Below are 18,247 nucleotides of genomic sequence, written 5' to 3' on the forward strand. Positions count from 1 at the left end.
GGCAAGGCAACGTTACCGAATGTGCTTAGCTTTAGAGCGGGACGATCAGCACGTCGATATGGCTGATGTTGATAAAGCGGGCGGCGGAACAGGAAACCTTGTTCATCATGCTGTCTCTGTGGTTGCCGCAGAGCAGCAGGTCGAACGGTTGTCGGCGGCTGGCGTATTCCAGGCTATCGCCCAGCTCGCCGTGCACGATCAGCATATCGGCGATCGGGTAACCGGCGCGCTGACGCAGTTCCTCCATAAATAACCGGGTTTCCTCTTCCATCAGTGCACGTAAATCACCCAGCATCGGCCCGGCGAAGTTATTGTACATTTCCGGGTTGGCGATGGTGCTCAGCAGGGTGATGTTGCCGCCGTAGGGGCGGACGATGGAGACGGCCTTCTCGACCAGGCGGTGGCTGTCGGGGGCGACGGCGACGGTGACCAGAACGTTTTGATACCCCATATTCCACTCCTTGTTGTATCCGTCGTCATTCAGGCTGCCGCGTCGGTGGCCTAACGTGAAATGCTACGGATAAAGGGTAGAACCTGGCTGGCGGAATAAATGTGTTTTGTATCACGCGCGGCAATAAAAACTGAATTTGCCCCGGTTATATAGCAATTAAAGATAAAACCGTTGCCGCACGTAATTTCGCTGAATTAAAGCACCTGCGCCCACAGCGTTTTCGGCACCTTGCCCAAATCGAACAATTTACCCGCAACCAGCTCGGCGCGGCGATGGTCGGCAGCGCGGTACATGTTGCTCATTTCTGTATCATTATCAATGGAATAATTGAGTTTGTCGTACACCTTTTCCAGGCTGTCCAAAGAGGAGCATTTACGGAATGTCATCAGATATTCGAGCGTATCGGTCATGATTAAAATATAGCCTGTTAATAGTTGAAAGCGGGTTGATAACACATCGGCGGCTCACGGCGGCGCAGCGATGTACGACCTGACAAAAATCATTTCAAGTAGATAAATTGCACTGGGTAAGAATGAGACACCGCCATCGGCGGCGCTTTGATGAATAATAATATGCAAGTGCGCCGCCAGCAATCTCATCCTGCTGATAAATGGAGAAATAGGGAAAGTCTCAGGGTGACGCTTCGCTCATGGGCGGCGGAAGCGTCGCTGTTCCTTTGCCCTCGGCGAGCACCGCACCCCCTCTATGACGCTGTTCTGCCCGCCTGGGAGCCCCGGCATGTCGTCAGGCGGTTTTTATCGTCGCCGCTTTGTGTTGAATCGCCGGCGGCCGGTGCCTGAGAGATAATGGGGCATAAAAACAAAACTGCGTTTTATTTATTGTTACGTGGCGGCGGCGGGCGTGTGATTTTAATAGCCGAGAGGTATAGGTGATAATTAAAGCGACGACGGGTGAGAAATAAAAAAGCATTAAAGTTTTGCAGTAATCTGCCGATATGTCGTTTTGGCGTGATTTAACTCAAAAAACGCATTATTGCGCCGTGCTAATACGGAAACATATCGTTACGTCTGTTGGCTTGTTCGCAACGCCGCTGAATCATTGATAAGCCATTATCACCTGATGTTGAAAATTAGAACAGCCCGAAGCGGGGTGATTAAGTCAAATCCGAAAGCTAATAACCTTATAGTTTACATTGGTTATTTTTCATCTTGAATATTTTTTAACACCGCAAATGGTTATTTGTACTGAGTTTGTCGCCGATATACAGATTTTTGTTCTGTTATTTTGGTTTGGTGATGCTTTTGTTCGAATTGATCTAAAAAAGATAATTTTTTGGCTGATAAACATTGTTTTTAAGACGTTTTTTTACCTATGGCGATTTTGTGAACAAAAATGCGGTCAATAAATGTACGCATTTAGGCATATTTGGCTTAAATATTTTTTATTTTTGTGATCTATGTCACATTGTATTTAAAATTGCCTCTCACTTACATTGTGTGTGCTAATGGTTCGGGGGTAGAGTTGCGCTGCTTTAGGAATAATCTTATTAAATTTGTAAAAATAGTTTCATGGTGACTAAACACTATCGAAGCAAAATGCTGTACATCCATACACGTTGGTTTACGCTCGTAGCAAATACTGAACAGTGGTCGAATTTAGCGATTGGCGAAATTTATAGCGGTCGTTTTTGAGAGATTAATTTGCCAACTTTGGGAAACAACCCAGGTCACGGGCGATAAAATTTATCACCCAGCGTATGTTTTTAAACATAGTCTGTCGGGATGGGGAATATGGGTACGTCTGAATTACTTAAGCATATTTATGACATTAACTTGTCATATTTACTTTTAGCACAGCGTTTGATCAACGATGAAAAAGCGTCCGCGATGTTCCGCCTTGGTATCGATGAAACCATGGCCGATGCGCTGGCGCAGCTGACTTTGCCGCAAATGGTCAAACTGGCTGAAACCAATCAGCTGGTTTGCCATTTCCGCTTTAACGATCACCAGACCATCGAGCGTCTGACCAAGGAGTCGCGCGTCGACGATCTGCAACAAATCCATACCGGCATTTTGCTATCAAGCCATTTACTGCAAGAGCTATCGAGTAAAGACGCTAGCCCGACGAAGAAAAGAGCCTGATGATGGTTGAGAAAAGTATTGTTCAAGAGGCCAAGGATATTCAGCTCGCTATGGAGCTGATTTCACTGGGGGCCCGTTTGCAGATGCTGGAGAGTGAGACCCAGCTCAGCCGCGGGCGCTTGATTAAGCTTTACAAGGAGTTGCGCGGCAGCCCGCCGCCGAAAGGGATGTTACCGTTCTCAACCGACTGGTTTATGACCTGGGAACAGAATATTCATTCCTCGATGTTTTACAACGCCTACCTGTTCCTGATGAAAAGCGGGCAGTGCAGCGGGGTCGAGGCGGTGATCAAAGCCTACCGGCTGTATCTTGAGCAATGCCCTCAGCAGGCCGGCGACGCGCCGTTGCTGGCATTGACCCGCGCCTGGACGCTGGTGCGCTTCGTCGACAGCGGCATGCTGCAGCTCTCCGCCTGCAGCTGCTGCGGCGGCGCATTTATCACCCACGCGCACCAGCCGCTGAACGGTTTCATCTGCAGTTTATGCCAACCCCCATCCCGCGCCGTAAAAAGACGTAAACTTTCGCCGCAACTGGCCGATATTATTCCTCAACTGCTGGACGAGCAGGTCAAACGCGCCATGTGAGCCGCATCATTGCCGGCTCACGGCAATGAACACCGACGTGTGATACGCAGGGGCGGCATGCCGCCCCCAGACAAGCAGCCTGGTCTGTCGCGCCAGGGCGCGTTTGCCCCACCTTCCATCCACATTGTTAATTTAAGGAATGCGTGTGCTAGTTATTTTGGGTTATCTCGTGGTATTGGGTGCGGTGTTTGGCGGCTACCTGATCGTGGGCGGTCATCTCGGTGCGTTGTATCAGCCGGCGGAGTTTCTGATTATCGGCGGGGCGGGGGTCGGCGCCTTCATCGTCGGCAACAACGGCAAGGCGATCAAAGCCACGCTGCGCGCGCTGCCACGGCTGATGCGCCGCTCCAAATACAACAAAGATCTGTACATGGATCTGATGGCGCTGCTGTTCCGCCTGCTGGCCAAATCGCGTCAGCAGGGCATGTTGTCGCTCGAGTTCGACATCGATAATCCGCAAGAAAGTGAAATTTTCTCTAATTATCCGCGCATCCTTGCCGATAACACCCTGGTGGAGTTCATTACCGACTATTTACGGCTGATGGTGAGCGGCAATATGAATGCGTTTGAGATCGAAGCGCTGATGGACGAAGAGATCGAAACCTACGAGCAGGAAAGTGAAGTGCCCGCCGGCAGTCTGGCGATGGTGGGCGACTCTTTGCCTGCGTTCGGTATCGTCGCGGCGGTGATGGGGGTGGTGCACGCCCTGGCTTCAGCCGACCGGCCGGCCGCCGAACTGGGGGCGCTGATCGCTAACGCGATGGTCGGCACCTTCCTCGGTATTCTGCTGGCCTACGGCTTCATCTCCCCGCTGGCGACCTTGCTGCGCCAGAAGAGCGCCGAAAACGTCAAGATGATGCAGTGCATCAAGGTTACGCTGCTGTCGAGCCTGAACGGTTATGCGCCGCAGATCGCCGTCGAGTTCGGCCGTAAAACGCTGTATACCACTGAACGTCCTTCTTTCGTTGAGCTGGAAGAACACGTGCGCCGCGTGAAAGCGCCGGCGCAGCAGGCGACGGAAGAAGAAGAAGCATGAAACAAAATCACCCGGTCGTTCTGGTCAGAAAGCGCAAGTCGCATCATGCCGCCCATCACGGCGGCTCCTGGAAGATCGCTTATGCCGATTTTATGACGGCGATGATGGCGTTCTTCCTGGTGATGTGGCTGCTGGCGATCGCCAGCCCGCAGGAGCTGACGCAAATCGCCGAATATTTCCGCACACCGCTTAAGGTCGCGCTCACCAGCGGCGACAAGAGCAGTTCCGAAAGCAGCCCGATCCCGGGCGGCGGCGACGATCCTACGCAACAGCACGGCCTGGTGAAAAAACAGGTCGACTCGCCGGACAAACGCGCCGAAGAGCTGCGCCTGAACAAGCTGCGCGAAAAGCTGGATGAGTTGATTGAGTCCGATCCGCGCCTGAAGGCGCTGCGTCCGCATCTGTTGATCAACATGATGGACGAGGGGCTGCGCATCCAGATTATCGATAGCCAGAACCGGCCGATGTTCAAAACCGGCAGTGCGCAGGTCGAGAGCTACATGCGCGACATTCTGCGGGCGATAGCGCCGATCCTCAACGATTTGCCGAACAAGATCAGCCTGTCCGGCCACACCGATGACATTCCTTACGCCACCGGCGAGCGCGGTTACAGCAACTGGGAACTGTCGGCCGATCGCGCCAACGCCTCCCGACGCGAATTGATCGCCGGCGGCCTGGCGGAAGGCAAAGTGCTGCGGGTGGTGGGCATGGCGGCCACCATGAGCCTGAAACAGCACGGCGCCGATGACGCAATTAACCGCCGCATCACCGTGCTGGTGCTGAATAAGCAAACGCAAGAGGGCATCGAACACGAGAACGCCGAAAGCAACGCGATGGATATCGCCCAGCCGGACAGCCTGAAGCAGCTGGCGCCGTCGGCGACCGCGCCGGCCAGTCAAGCGCCGGAGCCCCAGGCGGTAACGCCGACCGATCAAACGCCGCCGATGGACCCTGTCGGTCAATCGCAGGCATCCCCGGCGATAACCCCGGCCGGCCAAACGCCGGAACAACCGGCGGCCGCACCCGCACCGACTAACCGCGACTCACAGCCAGAGGTGACCCCGTGAGCATGGACATTAGCGATTTTTATCAGACCTTCTTTGATGAGGCGGACGAGTTGCTGGCCGACATGGAGCAACACCTGCTGGAGCTGGATCCGCTGGCCCCCGATATCGAGCCGTTGAACGCCATCTTCCGCGCGGCGCACTCGATCAAGGGCGGCGCGGCGACCTTTGGCTTTTCGGTGCTGCAGGAAACGACCCACCTGCTGGAGAACCTGCTGGACGGTGCCCGACGTCAAGAAATGAACCTGAGCACCGAGATTATCAACCTGTTTCTGGAAACCAAAGACATTATGCAGGAGCAACTGGACGCCTATAAAACCTCGCAGCAGCCTGACGCCGAAAGCTTTGAATACATTTGCCAGGCGCTGCGCCAACTGGCGTTGGAAGCGCAGCAGCAGGAGGCTCCCGCCGCTCAGCCGGCCGTTCAGCAACCCGTTGCTCAGCCTACGGCGGCACCGGCGGCGATCGAAGGCGGCATGCGCATCAGCCTGAACGGGCTGAAAACCAGTGAAATCCCATTGATGTTGGAAGAGCTGGGCAACCTCGGTGAAGTCAAAGATCCTCATCAGACGGAACATAGTCTGGATGTGACGCTGCTCACCTCTGCCAGCGAAGACGACATCAGCGCCGTACTGTGCTTTGTGCTGGAGCCGGAGCAAATCAGCTTCTCGACGCCGACGCCGACGCCGATGCCGAGTGCGCCGGCGGCGGTGGAGCCGAGCCAGCCGGAAGCGGTTGCCGTGGCGGAAGCCGCGCCTGCGCCGGCCGCGAGCGCCGCCAAACCGGCCGCCGCGCCGCCGGAAGCGCCGAAAGCGCGCGCCAAGGCGAGCGAATCCACCAGCATTCGCGTGGCGGTGGAAAAAGTGGATCAGCTGATCAACCTGGTGGGCGAGTTGGTGATCACCCAGTCGATGTTGGCGCAACGCTCCGGCACGCTGGATCCGGTGAACCACGGCGACCTGCTGAACAGCATGAGCCAACTGGAACGTAACGCGCGCGATCTGCAAGAATCGGTGATGTCGATCCGCATGATGCCAATGGAATATGTCTTCAGCCGCTATCCGCGTCTGGTGCGCGATCTGGCCAGCAAGCTGAACAAGCAGGTGGAGCTGACGCTGCAAGGCAGTTCCACCGAACTGGATAAGAGCCTGATCGAACGCATTATCGATCCATTGACGCACCTGGTGCGCAACAGCCTCGATCATGGCATCGAAGAGCCCGCCACCCGCATCGCCGCCGGCAAGTCGGCGGTGGGCAATCTGGTGCTGTCAGCCGAACACCAGGGCGGCAACATCTGCATCGAAGTTATCGACGACGGCGCCGGTCTGAACCGTGAAAAAATTCTCGCCAAGGCCGCATCGCAAGGGCTGGCGGTCAGCGACAGCATGAGCGACGAAGAGGTCGGCATGCTGATCTTTGCGCCGGGCTTCTCCACCGCCGAGCAGGTGACCGACGTTTCCGGCCGCGGCGTCGGTATGGACGTGGTGAAACGGAATATTCAGGAGATGGGCGGCCACGTCGAGATCCGTTCGCAGGCCGGTAAAGGCACCACCATTCGCATCCTGCTGCCGCTGACGCTGGCGATCCTCGACGGCATGTCGGTCAAGGTGAACGACGAAGTCTTTATCCTGCCGCTGAACGCGGTGATGGAGTCGCTGCAGCCGCAGGCGGAAGATCTGCACCCGCTGGCCGGGGGGGAACGCGTGCTGCAGGTGCGCGGCGAATACCTGCCGCTGGTCGAACTGTATCGGGTGTTCGAAGTGGAGGGCGCCAAAACCGACGCCACGCAGGGCATCGTGGTGATCCTGCAAAGCGCCGGCCGCCGCTATGCGTTGTTGGTGGATCAGCTGATCGGCCAGCATCAGGTGGTGGTGAAGAATCTGGAAAGCAACTACCGCAAAGTGCCGGGCATCTCCGCCGCGACCATTTTGGGCGACGGCAGCGTGGCGCTGATCGTCGATGTCTCGGCGTTGCAAACCTTGAACCGTGAAAAGCGTCTGACGGACGCCGCCGCATAATAATGAGTTTATTGATTTAAAAGGTGAATGATATGGCAGGATTGGCAGCCGTCAGCAAATTGGCTGGCGAAACGGTAGGGCAAGAGTTTCTGATTTTTACTCTGGGCAACGAGGAGTACGGCATCGACATCCTCAAGGTGCAGGAAATTCGCGGCTACGATCAGGTGACTCGCATCGCCAACACCCCGGCGTTCATCAAGGGCGTGACCAACCTGCGCGGCGTGATCGTGCCGATCATCGACCTGCGGGTAAAATTCTCGCAGCAGGGCGTTTCCTATGATGAGAACACCGTGGTGATCGTGCTGAACTTCGGTCAGCGGGTGGTGGGCATCGTGGTTGACGGCGTCTCCGACGTGCTGTCGCTGACCACCGATCAGATCCGCCCGGCGCCGGAGTTTGCGGTCACCCTGGCGACCGAATACCTTACCGGCCTTGGTTCGCTGGGCGAACGCATGTTGATCCTGGTGGATATCGAAAAGCTGCTGAGCAGCGAAGAGATGTCCTTGGTCGACAGCGTGGCGAAAAGCGTCTGATTAAAGACCCAAGGGGGCAGGACGCTGCCCCCTTTGCACATCAAAATCCCTAACCTATCGCGGCGCCGCCTGCCGTTCGCCGATCCCCCACTAAAAATAGTTACTTTCCCGCATAAAGTTTTACCGCGCTGCGCCGATAACTCTCTCATTCAACGTCATCAGAGCCTGTCTGCGCGGGCTTTCAACAAGGGAAATCATGTTAAATCGTATGAAGGTGGTCACCAGCCTGTTGCTGGTGTTGGTGCTGTTTGGCGCCTTGCAAGTGATTTCAGGCGGACTCTTTTTCTCCTCGCTGAAAAGCGATAAGGAAAACTTTACCGTCCTGCAAACTATCCGCCAGCAGCAGCTGCAGCTGAGTGAAAGCCGCGTTGACCTGCTGCAGGCGCGCAACTCCCTGAACCGTGCCGGTATTCGCTACATGATGGATACCAATAAAATCGGCAGCGGCGCCACCATTGATGAACTGCTGGCCAAGGCGAAAGAAGAGCTGGGCGAGGCGGAAAGACACTACGCCGCTTACGAAAAAATCCCTCAGGATCCGCGCCAGGACACCCAGTCGGCTGAACGCCTCAAACAGCAATACGACATTCTGTACGGCGCGCTCTCCGAACTGATCCAACTGCTGGGTGAAGGCAAGATCAATGCGTTCTTCGATCAGCCTACGCAGAGCTACCAGGACAATTTTGAGCAGACCTACAAGGCCTACCTGGAGCAAAACGGCCAGCTTTATCAGCTCGCGGTCGACGGCAGCAACAGTTCCTACAACTCGGCCATTTGGACGCTGATCGTTATCCTGATCGTGGTGCTGACGGTGATCGTACTGGTCTGGACCGGTATCCATCACATCCTGGTGCGTCCGCTGAACCGCATGATTGACCACATCAAGCAGATCGCCGCCGGCGACCTGACCCAGCAGATCGTCGTTTCCAGCCGCAATGAAATGGGCGTGCTGGCGGCGAGCCTGAAGCACATGCAAAGCGAACTGATCGAAACCGTCAGCGGCGTGCGTCAGGGGGCGGATGCCATCTACAGCGGCGCGTCGGAAATCGCCGCGGGCAACAACGATCTCTCCTCCCGTACCGAGCAGCAGGCCGCTTCGCTGGAAGAGACCGCCGCCAGCATGGAACAGCTGACCGCAACGGTGAAACAGAACGCCGAAAACGCCCGCCAGGCTTCACAGCTGGCGCTGAGCGCGTCCGAAACCGCGCAGAAAGGTGGCAAGGTCGTGGCGAACGTGGTGCAGACCATGCACGACATCGCCGGCAGCTCGCAGAAAATCGCCGATATTACCGGCGTGATCGACGGTATCGCCTTCCAGACCAACATCCTGGCGTTGAACGCCGCGGTGGAAGCCGCGCGCGCCGGTGAACAGGGCCGCGGCTTCGCGGTGGTGGCCGGTGAAGTACGTAACCTGGCGCAGCGCAGCGCGCAGGCGGCGAAAGAGATCAAAGGCCTGATTGAAGACTCGGTCAGCCGTGTTGACATGGGCTCGGTACTGGTGGAAAGCGCCGGCGAAACCATGGGCGACATCGTCAACGCCGTCACCCGCGTGACCGATATCATGGGCGAGATCGCCTCCGCGTCGGACGAGCAGAGCCGCGGCATCGATCAGGTTGGCCAGGCGGTGGCGGAGATGGACCGCGTCACCCAGCAGAACGCCTCGTTGGTGGAAGAGTCCGCCTCGGCGGCGGCGGCGCTGGAAGAGCAGGCCAGCATGCTGACCCAATCGGTAGCGGTATTCCGCCTGAGGTCGGAAGGCCAGGAAGAGTTTAAAGCGCCTGTCACCAGTAAGGCGACGGTAACACCGGTAATCAATCATAAAAAAATGAACGCCAGCGATCTGCAGGATAACTGGGAAACGTTCTGACCGGTATCGGGCCTCTCTCGCAGAGGCCCTTTTCCCTACGTAGGCCGGTCGCCGGCCGGCTGCAAGGAGGTTCACAGTGTTTAACCGAATCCGTATCTCTACCAGCTTGTTCCTGTTGTTGATGACTTTCTGCGTTCTGCAGTTGGCCAGCAGCGGCCTGTCGTATTCCGCGTTTCGCTCCGATAACCACAATCTTGACATCATCACGCTCGGCAGCCAGCAGCGCGATTCGCTCAGCCTGAGCTGGGTGTCGCTGTTGCAGGCGCGCAACTCGTTGAACCGCGCCGGTATTCGCGCGGCGCTGAAATTGCCGCAGGAGCAGGTGAACGAATTGATGAGCAGCGCCCGCAGTTCACTGCAGAAGGCCGATCTCTATTTCAATCAGTTTATGGCGGTTGAGCGCAGCAGTGAACAGCAGAGCCAGCAGACGGCAGCCACCAAGGCCAGCTACGATCGGCTGCGCGGCGCGCTGCGCGAACTGATCGACTTCCTGGAGAAAGGGGAGCTGCAGGCGTTTATGGACCAGCCGACGCAGAAAACCCAGGACCTGTTCGAAGCCGATTTCGTGCAGTACCTGCAGTTGGTGAACGGCGACATCAACCAGGCCAAGGAGGCCAACCAGTTCTCCTTCATGCTGGCGGGCCTGATGTTGGCGGGGGCGGTATTGATGCTGATCGTGGTGACCGGCAGCGCGATGTGGTGGTTGCGCACCATGCTGGTGCAACCGCTGAACCTGATCCGCAGCCACTTTGAACGCATCGCCGCCGGTGATTTGGCGACGCCGATTAAGGTGTCCGGCCGCAATGAGATCAGCATGCTGTTCGCCAGCCTGCAACGCACGCAGCAGTCGCTGATCGGCACCGTCGGCGCGGTGCGCGACGGGGCGGAGTCCATCCTGATCGGTCTGCAAGAGATCTCCGAAGGCAACAACGATCTCTCTTCCCGTACCGAGCAACAGGCCGCTTCGCTGGAAGAGACCGCCGCCAGCATGGAACAGCTGACCGCGACGGTGAAACAAAACGCCGACAACGCGCGGCAGGCCTCTCAGCTGGCGCGTGACGCCTCGGCCACCGCGGCCAAGGGCGGCGAGCTGGCCGGCGACGTAGTAACCACCATGCACGATATTGCCAACAGTTCGCAGAAAATCGGCGCCATTACCAGCGTGATCGACGGCATCGCCTTCCAGACCAACATTCTGGCGCTCAATGCGGCGGTGGAAGCGGCGCGCGCCGGTGAACAGGGCCGCGGTTTCGCGGTGGTGGCCGGCGAAGTGCGCAACCTGGCGAGCCGCAGTGCGCAGGCGGCGAAAGAGATCAAAGTCTTGATCGACGAATCGGTCAGCCGCGTCAAACACGGATCGGTGCTGGTGGAAAATTCCGGCGCCACCATGCAGGACATCGTGCGTTCGGTGACTCGCGTCACCGACATCATGGGCGAGATCGCGTCGGCGTCGGATGAACAAAGCCGCGGTATCGAGCAGGTCACGCAAGCGGTGACCCAGATGGATCAGGTCACCCAGCAAAACGCCGCGCTGGTGGAGGAGTCCGCTTCGGCCGCCACCGCGCTGGAAGAGCAGGCCATCACTCTGGCTGATGCGGTAGCGGTATTCCGTCTGGCGGACGATAACTTCGTCGCGCCAGGTAACAGCAACAACGCAGTTTTATCCGTGGTAAAGGAAGCCCCAGATTGTCAAACCGCATAAGCAGCACGTTTTTCCCCGGTGAGGCGGCATGAAACAGGCACCGTCAACTTCTAACCGGGATACTGCGTCGATGTTGACGCAAATGGTGCAGCGCCTGCCGCTGTCGGACGTGCATTTTCGCCGCATCAGCCAGTTGATTTATCAACGTGCCGGCATCGTGCTGGCGGAACACAAGCGCGAGATGGTTTACAACCGCCTGGTGCGCCGTTTGCGGCTGCTGGGATTGCACGATTTCGGCGACTACCTGGCGCTGCTGGAAAGCGATCCGAACAGCGCGGAGTGGCAGGCGTTTATCAACGCGCTGACCACCAACCTGACGGCATTCTTCCGCGAGGCGCATCACTTCCCGATTCTGGCGGAGCATGCGCGTTCGCGGCCGAACGGCTACAGCGTCTGGAGCACCGCGGCCTCGACCGGTGAAGAGCCGTACTCGATCGCCATCACGCTGAGCGATGCGCTGGGGCAACGCGCCGCCAACTGCCAGGTGTGGGCCAGCGACATCGATACGCAGGTGCTGGAAAAGGCGGATGCGGGCGTTTACCGCCAGGAAGATCTGCGCACCCTGACGCCGACCCAAATGCAGCGCTATTTTCTGCGTGGCACCGGGCCGCATCAGGGGCTGGTGCGCGTGCGACCGGAGCTGGCGGCGCGGGTGAACTTTCAGCCGCTGAACCTGCTGGCGCCGGAGTGGGCGTTGCCGGGGCAATTTGACGCCATTTTTTGCCGCAACGTCATGATCTATTTCGATAAGGCGACGCAGGAGCGCATCCTGCGCCGCTTCGTTCCCTTGCTTAAGCCGGGGGGGCTGATGTTCGCCGGCCACTCCGAGAATTTCAGCCAGATCAGCCGGGATTTCTACTTGCGTGGGCAGACCGTATATGGGCTGACCAAGGAGAAGTAATGAGTAAAATCAGAGTGTTATGCGTAGACGATTCGGCGCTGATGCGTCAGCTGATGACGGAAATCGTGAACGGCCATGCCGATATGGAGATGGTGGCGACCGCGCCGGATCCGTTGGTGGCGCGCGATCTGATCAAAAAATTTAATCCTCAGGTGCTGACGCTGGACGTCGAGATGCCGCGCATGGACGGGCTGGATTTCCTCGAGAAGCTGATGCGCCTGCGGCCGATGCCGGTGGTGATGGTCTCTTCGCTGACCGGCAAAGGCTCGGAGATCACGCTGCGCGCGCTGGAACTCGGCGCGGTGGACTTCGTCACCAAGCCGCAGCTCGGCATTCGCGAGGGGATGTTGGCCTACAGCGAGCTGATCGCCGAAAAGATCCGCACCGCCGCCAGAGCGCGCCTGCCGCAGCGCAACAACAGCCCGGCGCCGGCGATCCTCAGCCATGCACCGCTGCTGAGCAGTGAAAAACTGATCGCCATCGGCGCCTCCACCGGCGGCACCGAAGCGATCCGTCAGGTGTTGCAGCCGCTGCCGGCCACCAGCCCAGCGCTGCTGATTACCCAGCATATGCCGCCGGGCTTCACCCGTTCGTTCGCCGAGCGGCTGAACAAGCTGTGCCAGATCACGGTGAAAGAGGCGGAGGACGGCGAACGAGTGCTGCCGGGCCACGCCTACATTGCACCGGGGGACCGTCACCTGGAGCTGGCGCGCAGCGGTGCCAACTATCAGGTGAAGCTGCATGACGGCCCGGCGGTCAACCGCCATCGTCCGTCGGTCGACGTGTTGTTCCGCTCGGTGGCGCAGTATGCCGGCCGCAATGCGGTGGGGGTGATCCTCACCGGTATGGGCAACGACGGCGCGGCGGGGATGCTGGAAATGCACCGTGCCGGGGCTTACACCCTGGCGCAGAACGAGGCGAGCTGCGTGGTGTTCGGCATGCCGCGTGAGGCGATCGCCAGCGGCGGCGTGAGCGAAGTAGTCGATCTGGACAGAATGAGCCAGCGTATGCTGGCGCAGATCGCCGGCGGCCAGGCATTGCGCATTTGATTTTAGTCCGCAGGGTCTACCCGGCGGCGATATGACCACGGCCGCCGCGCGGTGGCCTGCGGTTTTGCATCATTAAACGGTTAACTATTTCAGGAGTAACAATGGCAGACAAGAACCTCAGATTTCTGGTTGTGGACGATTTTTCTACCATGCGCCGCATCGTCAGAAATTTGCTCAAAGAGCTGGGCTTCAACAACGTTGAAGAAGCTGAAGACGGCGCAGATGCGCTGAACAAGCTGCGCGCCGGCGGTTTCGACTTCGTGGTGTCCGACTGGAACATGCCGAACATGGACGGGCTGGAGCTGTTGCAAACCATCCGCGCCGATAGCGCGCTGGCCGCGATGCCGGTACTGATGGTGACGGCGGAAGCCAAGAAAGAAAATATCATCGCGGCGGCGCAAGCCGGCGCCAGCGGTTATGTAGTGAAACCATTTACGGCGGCGACGCTGGAAGAAAAGCTCAACAAGATTTTTGAAAAATTGGGCATGTAAGGAGAGGGCGATGAGAGACATTCCAATGCCTGCCAGCGATGCAGCGACCGCGGGAGAGATCATCTCCCGCATCGGCCAACTGACCCGAATGCTGCGCGACAGCATGCGCGAACTGGGGCTCGATCAGGCGATCGCCCAGGCGGCAGAGGCGATCCCGGATGCGCGCGACCGTCTTGACTATGTCGTAACCATGACGGCGCAGGCGGCGGAACGGGCGTTGAACTGCGTGGAGGCGGCGCAACCGCGCCAGGCGGAGCTGGAATCCGGCGCCAACGCGTTGAAAGGGCGCTGGGACGAGTGGTTCGCCAACCCCATCGAGCTGGACGACGCGCGTTCGTTGGTTAACGACACGCGCCAGTATCTGGAGCAGGTGCCGGATCATACGGCGTTCACCAACGCCCAGCTGTTGGAGATCATGATGGCGCAGGACTTCCAGGATCTGACCGGCCAGGTGATCAAGCGCATGATGGACGTGGTGCAGGAGATCGAAAAGCAGCTGCTGATGGTGCTGATGGAAAACATGCCGGAGCAGCCGGTGAAGGAAAAACGGCCGAACGACAGCCTGCTGAACGGCCCGCAGCTCGACCAGAACGGCGTCGGCGTGATCGCCAACCAGGCGCAGGTCGACGATCTGCTCGACAGCCTCGGTTTCTGACGCTTATCGGGGCGCGCGACGGCGCGCCCCGACAACATTCCGCGCAGTTTTCGTCTCATCCCCTAAATAACCCGCCTTTTTCCCCGTTGTTCCGCCAATGACATCGCCATTTTTTTGGCATGCTGACCGCCATTCTTTACCCTCCCGACACAGGAACGGCGTTTCGTGGCTGAAGACAGCGATCTGGAAAAAAGCGAGGCCCCCACGCCCCACAGGCTGGAGAAGGCGCGTGAAGACGGCCAGATCCCGCGTTCCCGTGAGCTGACCTCGGTACTGATGCTGCTCTCCGGCCTGGCGATCATCCTGATGTCCGGCAGCAACATGGCGCAACAGCTGGCGGCGATGCTCACGCAAGGGTTGAATTTCGACCACGGCATGGTCAGCAACGATAAACAGATGGTGCGCCAGCTGGGCATGTTGTTGCGTCAGGCGGTGCTGGCGCTGTTGCCTATCATGGCGGGGCTGGTTCTGGTAGCGCTCGCCGCGCCAATGCTGTTGGGGGGGATTCTGTTCAGCGGCAAGTCGATCAAGTTCGATTTTAAGCGGCTGAATCCATTGTCCGGCTTGAAGCGCATCTTTTCCAGCCAGGTGCTGGCCGAGCTGCTGAAAGGGATCCTGAAAGCGACGCTGGTCGGCTGGGTGACCGGCCTTTATCTGTGGCACAACTGGGCGGCGATGCTGCATCTGATGACCCAGCAACCGCTCGACGCGCTGGGCAATGCGCTGCAGATGATCCTGTTCTGCGGTTTTCTGGTGGTGCTGGGATTGACGCCGATGGTGGCGTTCGACGTGTTCTATCAGCTGTGGAGCCACTTCAAGAAACTGAAGATGACCAAGCAGGATATCCGCGACGAATTCAAAGACCAGGAAGGGGATCCGCACGTCAAGGGGCGCATCCGCCAGCAGCAGCGGGCGATCGCCCGGCGCCGCATGATGGCTGACGTGCCCAAGGCGGACGTGATCGTCACCAACCCGACGCACTATGCCGTCGCGTTGCAGTACAACGACAAGAAAATGAGCGCGCCGAAAGTGCTGGCCAAAGGGGCCGGCGAAATCGCCTTGCGCATCCGCGAACTGGGTGCGGAGCACCGCATTCCGATGCTGGAGGCACCGCCGCTGGCGCGCGCGCTGTACCGGCACAGCGAGATTGGACAACATATTCCGGCCACCCTGTATGCCGCGGTCGCCGAAGTGCTGGCCTGGGTGTACCAGCTGCGTCGCTGGCGGCGCGAGGGCGGCCTGATCCCGAAAAAACCTGAACGTTTACCGGTGCCGGAAGCACTGGATTTTGCGAGAGAGAGTGACTCTGATGGCTAATTTGGCCTCCCTGCTTCGTTTGCCGGGTAATTTTAAAGATACGCAGTGGCAGGTGTTGGCCGGCCCGGTGCTGATCCTGCTGATCCTGTCGATGATGGTGTTGCCGTTGCCGGCGTTCATCCTCGATCTGCTGTTTACCTTCAACATCGCGCTGTCGATCATGGTGCTGCTGGTGGCGATGTTTACCCAGCGCACGCTCGAGTTCGCCGCTTTCCCGACCATTCTGCTGTTCTCCACGTTGCTGCGTCTGTCGCTCAACGTCGCGTCGACGCGCATCATTTTGCTGGAAGGGCACACCGGCTCCGCCGCCGCCGGCCGCGTGGTGGAAGCCTTCGGCCACTTCCTGGTGGGCGGCAACTTCGCCATCGGCATCGTGGTGTTCATCATTCTGGTGCTGATCAACTTCATGGTGATCACCAAGGGTGCGGGGCGTATCGCCGAAGTGGGCGCGCGTTTCGTACTGGACGGCATGCCGGGTAAACAGATGGCGATCGACGCCGACCTCAACGCCGGTTTGATCGGTGAAGATGAAGCGAAGAAACGCCGCGCCGAAGTGACCCAGGAAGCCGATTTCTACGGTTCGATGGACGGCGCCAGTAAGTTCGTGCGCGGCGACGCCATCGCCGGTCTGATGATCATGGTGCTGAACGTGGTCGGCGGCCTGTTGGTCGGCGTGGTGCAACACGGCATGGAACTGGGAGCGGCGGCGGAAAGCTATACGTTGCTGACCATCGGTGACGGCCTGGTGGCGCAGATCCCGGCGTTGGTGATCTCCACCGCCGCCGGCGTTATCGTCACCCGCGTGGCGACCGATCAGGACGTGGGCGAGCAGATGGTCGGCCAGCTGTTCAACAACCCGCGCGTCATGCTGCTGAGCGCCGGGGTGCTGGGGCTGTTGGGCCTGGTGCCGGGCATGCCGAACCTGGTGTTCCTGCTGTTTACCGCCGCTTTGCTGGGCCTGGCCTGGTGGCTGCGCGGCCGTGAGCAACAGGCGCCGAAAGCGGTGGAGGCGCCGGCGATGCCGGACAACCCGCAGGCCGCCGAGGCCAGCTGGGCCGACGTGCAGTTGGAAGATCCGCTGGGGATGGAAGTGGGCTACCGGTTGATTCCGATGGTCGATTTTCAACAGAACGGCGAGTTGCTCGGTCGTATCCGCGGCATCCGCAAGAAATTTGCGCAGGACATGGGGTATCTGCCGCCGGTCGTGCACATTCGTGACAATCTGGAATTGCCGCCCGCCAGCTACCGCATCCTGATGAAAGGCGTGGAGATCGGCAGCGGTGAAGCGCAGCCGGGCCGCTGGTTGGCGATCAACCCCGGCAATGCCGTGGGCGATCTGGCGGGCGATAAAACCGTCGATCCGGCCTTCGGCTTGGCAGCGGTGTGGATCGACAGCGCATTGCGCGAGCAGGCGCAGATCCAGGGCTTTACCGTGGTGGAGGCCAGCACCGTGGTGGCGACGCACCTCAATCATCTGATCGGTCAGTTCGCCAGCGAGCTGTTTGGCCGCCAGGAAACCCAGCAGTTGCTGGACCGCGTGTCGCAAGAGATGCCGAAACTGACCGAAGACTTCGTGCCGGGCGTGGTGTCGCTGACCACGCTGCACAAGGTGCTGCAAAACCTGCTGACCGAGCGTGTTTCTATCCGCGATATGCGCACCATCGTCGAAACGCTGGCGGAGCATGCCCCGGCGCAAAGCGATCCGTATGAGCTGACGACCGTGGTGCGGGTGGCGCTGGGCCGGGCGATCACGCAGCAGTGGTTCCCGGGCAACGGCGAGATTCAGGTCATCGGCTTGGATACCCAGCTGGAGCGCCTGTTGCTGCAGGCGTTGCAGGGCGGTGGCGGTCTGGAGCCGGGGCTGGCCGATCGCCTGCTGGATCAGGCGCGCCAGGCGCTGCAGCGGCAAGAGATGCTCAGCGCGCCGCCGGTGCTGCTGGTCAACCATGCGCTGCGGGCCTTGCTGGCGCGCTTCCTGCGCCGCAGTCTGCCGCAGATCGTGGTGCTGTCCAACCTCGAGATTAACGACGATCGCCAGATCCGCATGACCTCGACTATCGGAGCCGCCTGATGAAGCGCTGTCTGTTCGTGTTGTGTTTGCTGGCGCCGTTGACTGCCGGCGCGGTGTCCGGTTCCTGGGTGGCTGATGGGGCGGGCGTGACGCTGGAACAGGGCGGCATGCGCGATGAGTCCGCCGGATTGCGGCCACCGAACGCGCTGCCGGATGCCAATGCGCGCATCACCAGCGTCAGCTGGCGCTACCGTTTGCTGGGGCCGGAGCCGGCCGGGCTGCAGGCCCAGCTGTGCACGGTGAACCGCTGCATTCCGCTGGGCGGCGGCAGCGGCAGCAGCAACGGTTTGCAGGGCGAACCGGCCAATGCGGAATTGCGCTTCGTCTATTACGTACAGTCGCAAGGCGGGTTGAACCCGCCGCTGCGGGTGATTGGCAATCAGGTGATCGTCAATTACCAGTAGGA

17 protein-coding genes are annotated in these 18,247 nt (G+C 59.1%); 15 read left to right on the forward strand and 2 right to left on the reverse strand.

Annotated features, from left to right (window positions below; all coding sequences use genetic code 11):
- Positions 1 to 31: 31 nt before the first annotated feature.
- Positions 32 to 451 carry a universal stress protein UspC gene (gene uspC, locus BHU62_RS09625; protein ID WP_073531713.1) on the reverse strand — a complete coding sequence of 140 codons (420 nt, stop codon included), beginning with the start codon at positions 449 to 451 and terminating at the stop codon, positions 32 to 34.
- Positions 452 to 645: 194 nt separating this feature from the next.
- Positions 646 to 861 carry a transcription modulator YdgT gene (ydgT, locus tag BHU62_RS09630; protein WP_073531714.1) on the reverse strand — a complete coding sequence of 72 codons (216 nt, stop codon included), beginning with the start codon at positions 859 to 861 and terminating at the stop codon, positions 646 to 648.
- Between the two features lie 1,341 nt (positions 862 to 2,202).
- Here ydgT and flhD point away from each other — a divergent pair.
- The 15 genes from flhD to BHU62_RS09705 all read left to right on the forward strand — a co-directional run bounded on the left by flhD (position 2,203) and on the right by BHU62_RS09705 (position 18,245).
- Entirely contained in the window at positions 2,203 to 2,553 is a 351-nt protein-coding gene (flhD, locus tag BHU62_RS09635) for a flagellar transcriptional regulator FlhD (protein ID WP_033643537.1), read from the forward strand.
- Positions 2,553 to 3,137, forward strand: coding sequence for a flagellar transcriptional regulator FlhC (flhC, locus tag BHU62_RS09640; protein WP_171971310.1), 585 nt, complete (start codon positions 2,553 to 2,555; stop codon positions 3,135 to 3,137). Before flhD ends, flhC begins: the two co-directional genes overlap by 1 nt.
- Positions 3,138 to 3,282: 145 nt before the next feature.
- Entirely contained in the window at positions 3,283 to 4,173 is an 891-nt protein-coding gene (gene motA, locus BHU62_RS09645; RefSeq protein ID WP_015378266.1) for a flagellar motor stator protein MotA, read from the forward strand.
- Positions 4,170 to 5,240, forward strand: a complete 1,071-nt coding sequence (gene motB, locus BHU62_RS09650; RefSeq protein WP_073531716.1) for a flagellar motor protein MotB — start codon at positions 4,170 to 4,172, stop codon at positions 5,238 to 5,240. The genes motA and motB overlap by 4 nt, the downstream gene beginning before the upstream one ends.
- Positions 5,237 to 7,255 carry a chemotaxis protein CheA gene (gene cheA, locus BHU62_RS09655; RefSeq protein ID WP_073531717.1) on the forward strand — a complete coding sequence of 673 codons (2,019 nt, stop codon included), beginning with the start codon at positions 5,237 to 5,239 and terminating at the stop codon, positions 7,253 to 7,255. Before motB ends, cheA begins: the two co-directional genes overlap by 4 nt.
- Positions 7,256 to 7,287: 32 nt before the next feature.
- Positions 7,288 to 7,788: a chemotaxis protein CheW gene (cheW, locus tag BHU62_RS09660; RefSeq protein ID WP_073531718.1), complete on the forward strand. Its 501-nt coding sequence runs from the start codon at positions 7,288 to 7,290 to the stop codon at positions 7,786 to 7,788.
- Between the two features lie 196 nt (positions 7,789 to 7,984).
- Positions 7,985 to 9,655, forward strand: coding sequence for a methyl-accepting chemotaxis protein (locus BHU62_RS09665; RefSeq protein ID WP_073531719.1), 1,671 nt, complete (start codon positions 7,985 to 7,987; stop codon positions 9,653 to 9,655).
- A 76-nt stretch (positions 9,656 to 9,731) separates the two neighbouring features.
- Positions 9,732 to 11,357 (forward strand): methyl-accepting chemotaxis protein, encoded by a 1,626-nt coding sequence (locus BHU62_RS09670; RefSeq protein ID WP_073531720.1) that lies wholly within the window; start codon positions 9,732 to 9,734, stop codon positions 11,355 to 11,357.
- A gap of 28 nt (positions 11,358 to 11,385) precedes the next feature.
- On the forward strand, positions 11,386 to 12,258 hold the full coding sequence (cheR, locus tag BHU62_RS09675) for a protein-glutamate O-methyltransferase CheR (protein ID WP_073531721.1): 873 nt from the start codon (positions 11,386 to 11,388) through the stop codon (positions 12,256 to 12,258).
- Entirely contained in the window at positions 12,258 to 13,307 is a 1,050-nt protein-coding gene (locus BHU62_RS09680) for a protein-glutamate methylesterase/protein-glutamine glutaminase (protein WP_073531722.1), read from the forward strand. The genes cheR and BHU62_RS09680 overlap by 1 nt, the downstream gene beginning before the upstream one ends.
- 101 nt (positions 13,308 to 13,408) lie before the next feature.
- Positions 13,409 to 13,798, forward strand: coding sequence for a chemotaxis response regulator CheY (gene cheY / locus BHU62_RS09685; RefSeq protein ID WP_004934862.1), 390 nt, complete (start codon positions 13,409 to 13,411; stop codon positions 13,796 to 13,798).
- Positions 13,799 to 13,808: 10 nt separating this feature from the next.
- A complete protein-coding gene (cheZ, locus tag BHU62_RS09690; protein ID WP_073531723.1) occupies positions 13,809 to 14,453 on the forward strand; it encodes a protein phosphatase CheZ in 645 nt (214 codons plus the stop codon).
- A gap of 165 nt (positions 14,454 to 14,618) precedes the next feature.
- Positions 14,619 to 15,770 (forward strand): flagellar biosynthesis protein FlhB, encoded by a 1,152-nt coding sequence (gene flhB / locus BHU62_RS09695; protein ID WP_073531724.1) that lies wholly within the window; start codon positions 14,619 to 14,621, stop codon positions 15,768 to 15,770.
- Positions 15,763 to 17,841 (forward strand): flagellar biosynthesis protein FlhA, encoded by a 2,079-nt coding sequence (flhA, locus tag BHU62_RS09700; RefSeq protein ID WP_073531725.1) that lies wholly within the window; start codon positions 15,763 to 15,765, stop codon positions 17,839 to 17,841. Before flhB ends, flhA begins: the two co-directional genes overlap by 8 nt.
- Positions 17,841 to 18,245 (forward strand): flagellar protein FlhE, encoded by a 405-nt coding sequence (locus BHU62_RS09705; RefSeq protein WP_073531726.1) that lies wholly within the window; start codon positions 17,841 to 17,843, stop codon positions 18,243 to 18,245. The genes flhA and BHU62_RS09705 overlap by 1 nt, the downstream gene beginning before the upstream one ends.
- Positions 18,246 to 18,247: the final 2 nt, after the last annotated feature.

The sequence above is a fragment of the Serratia marcescens genome (genome assembly GCF_001902635.1).
GTDB classification, from domain to species: domain Bacteria; phylum Pseudomonadota; class Gammaproteobacteria; order Enterobacterales; family Enterobacteriaceae; genus Serratia; species Serratia marcescens_F.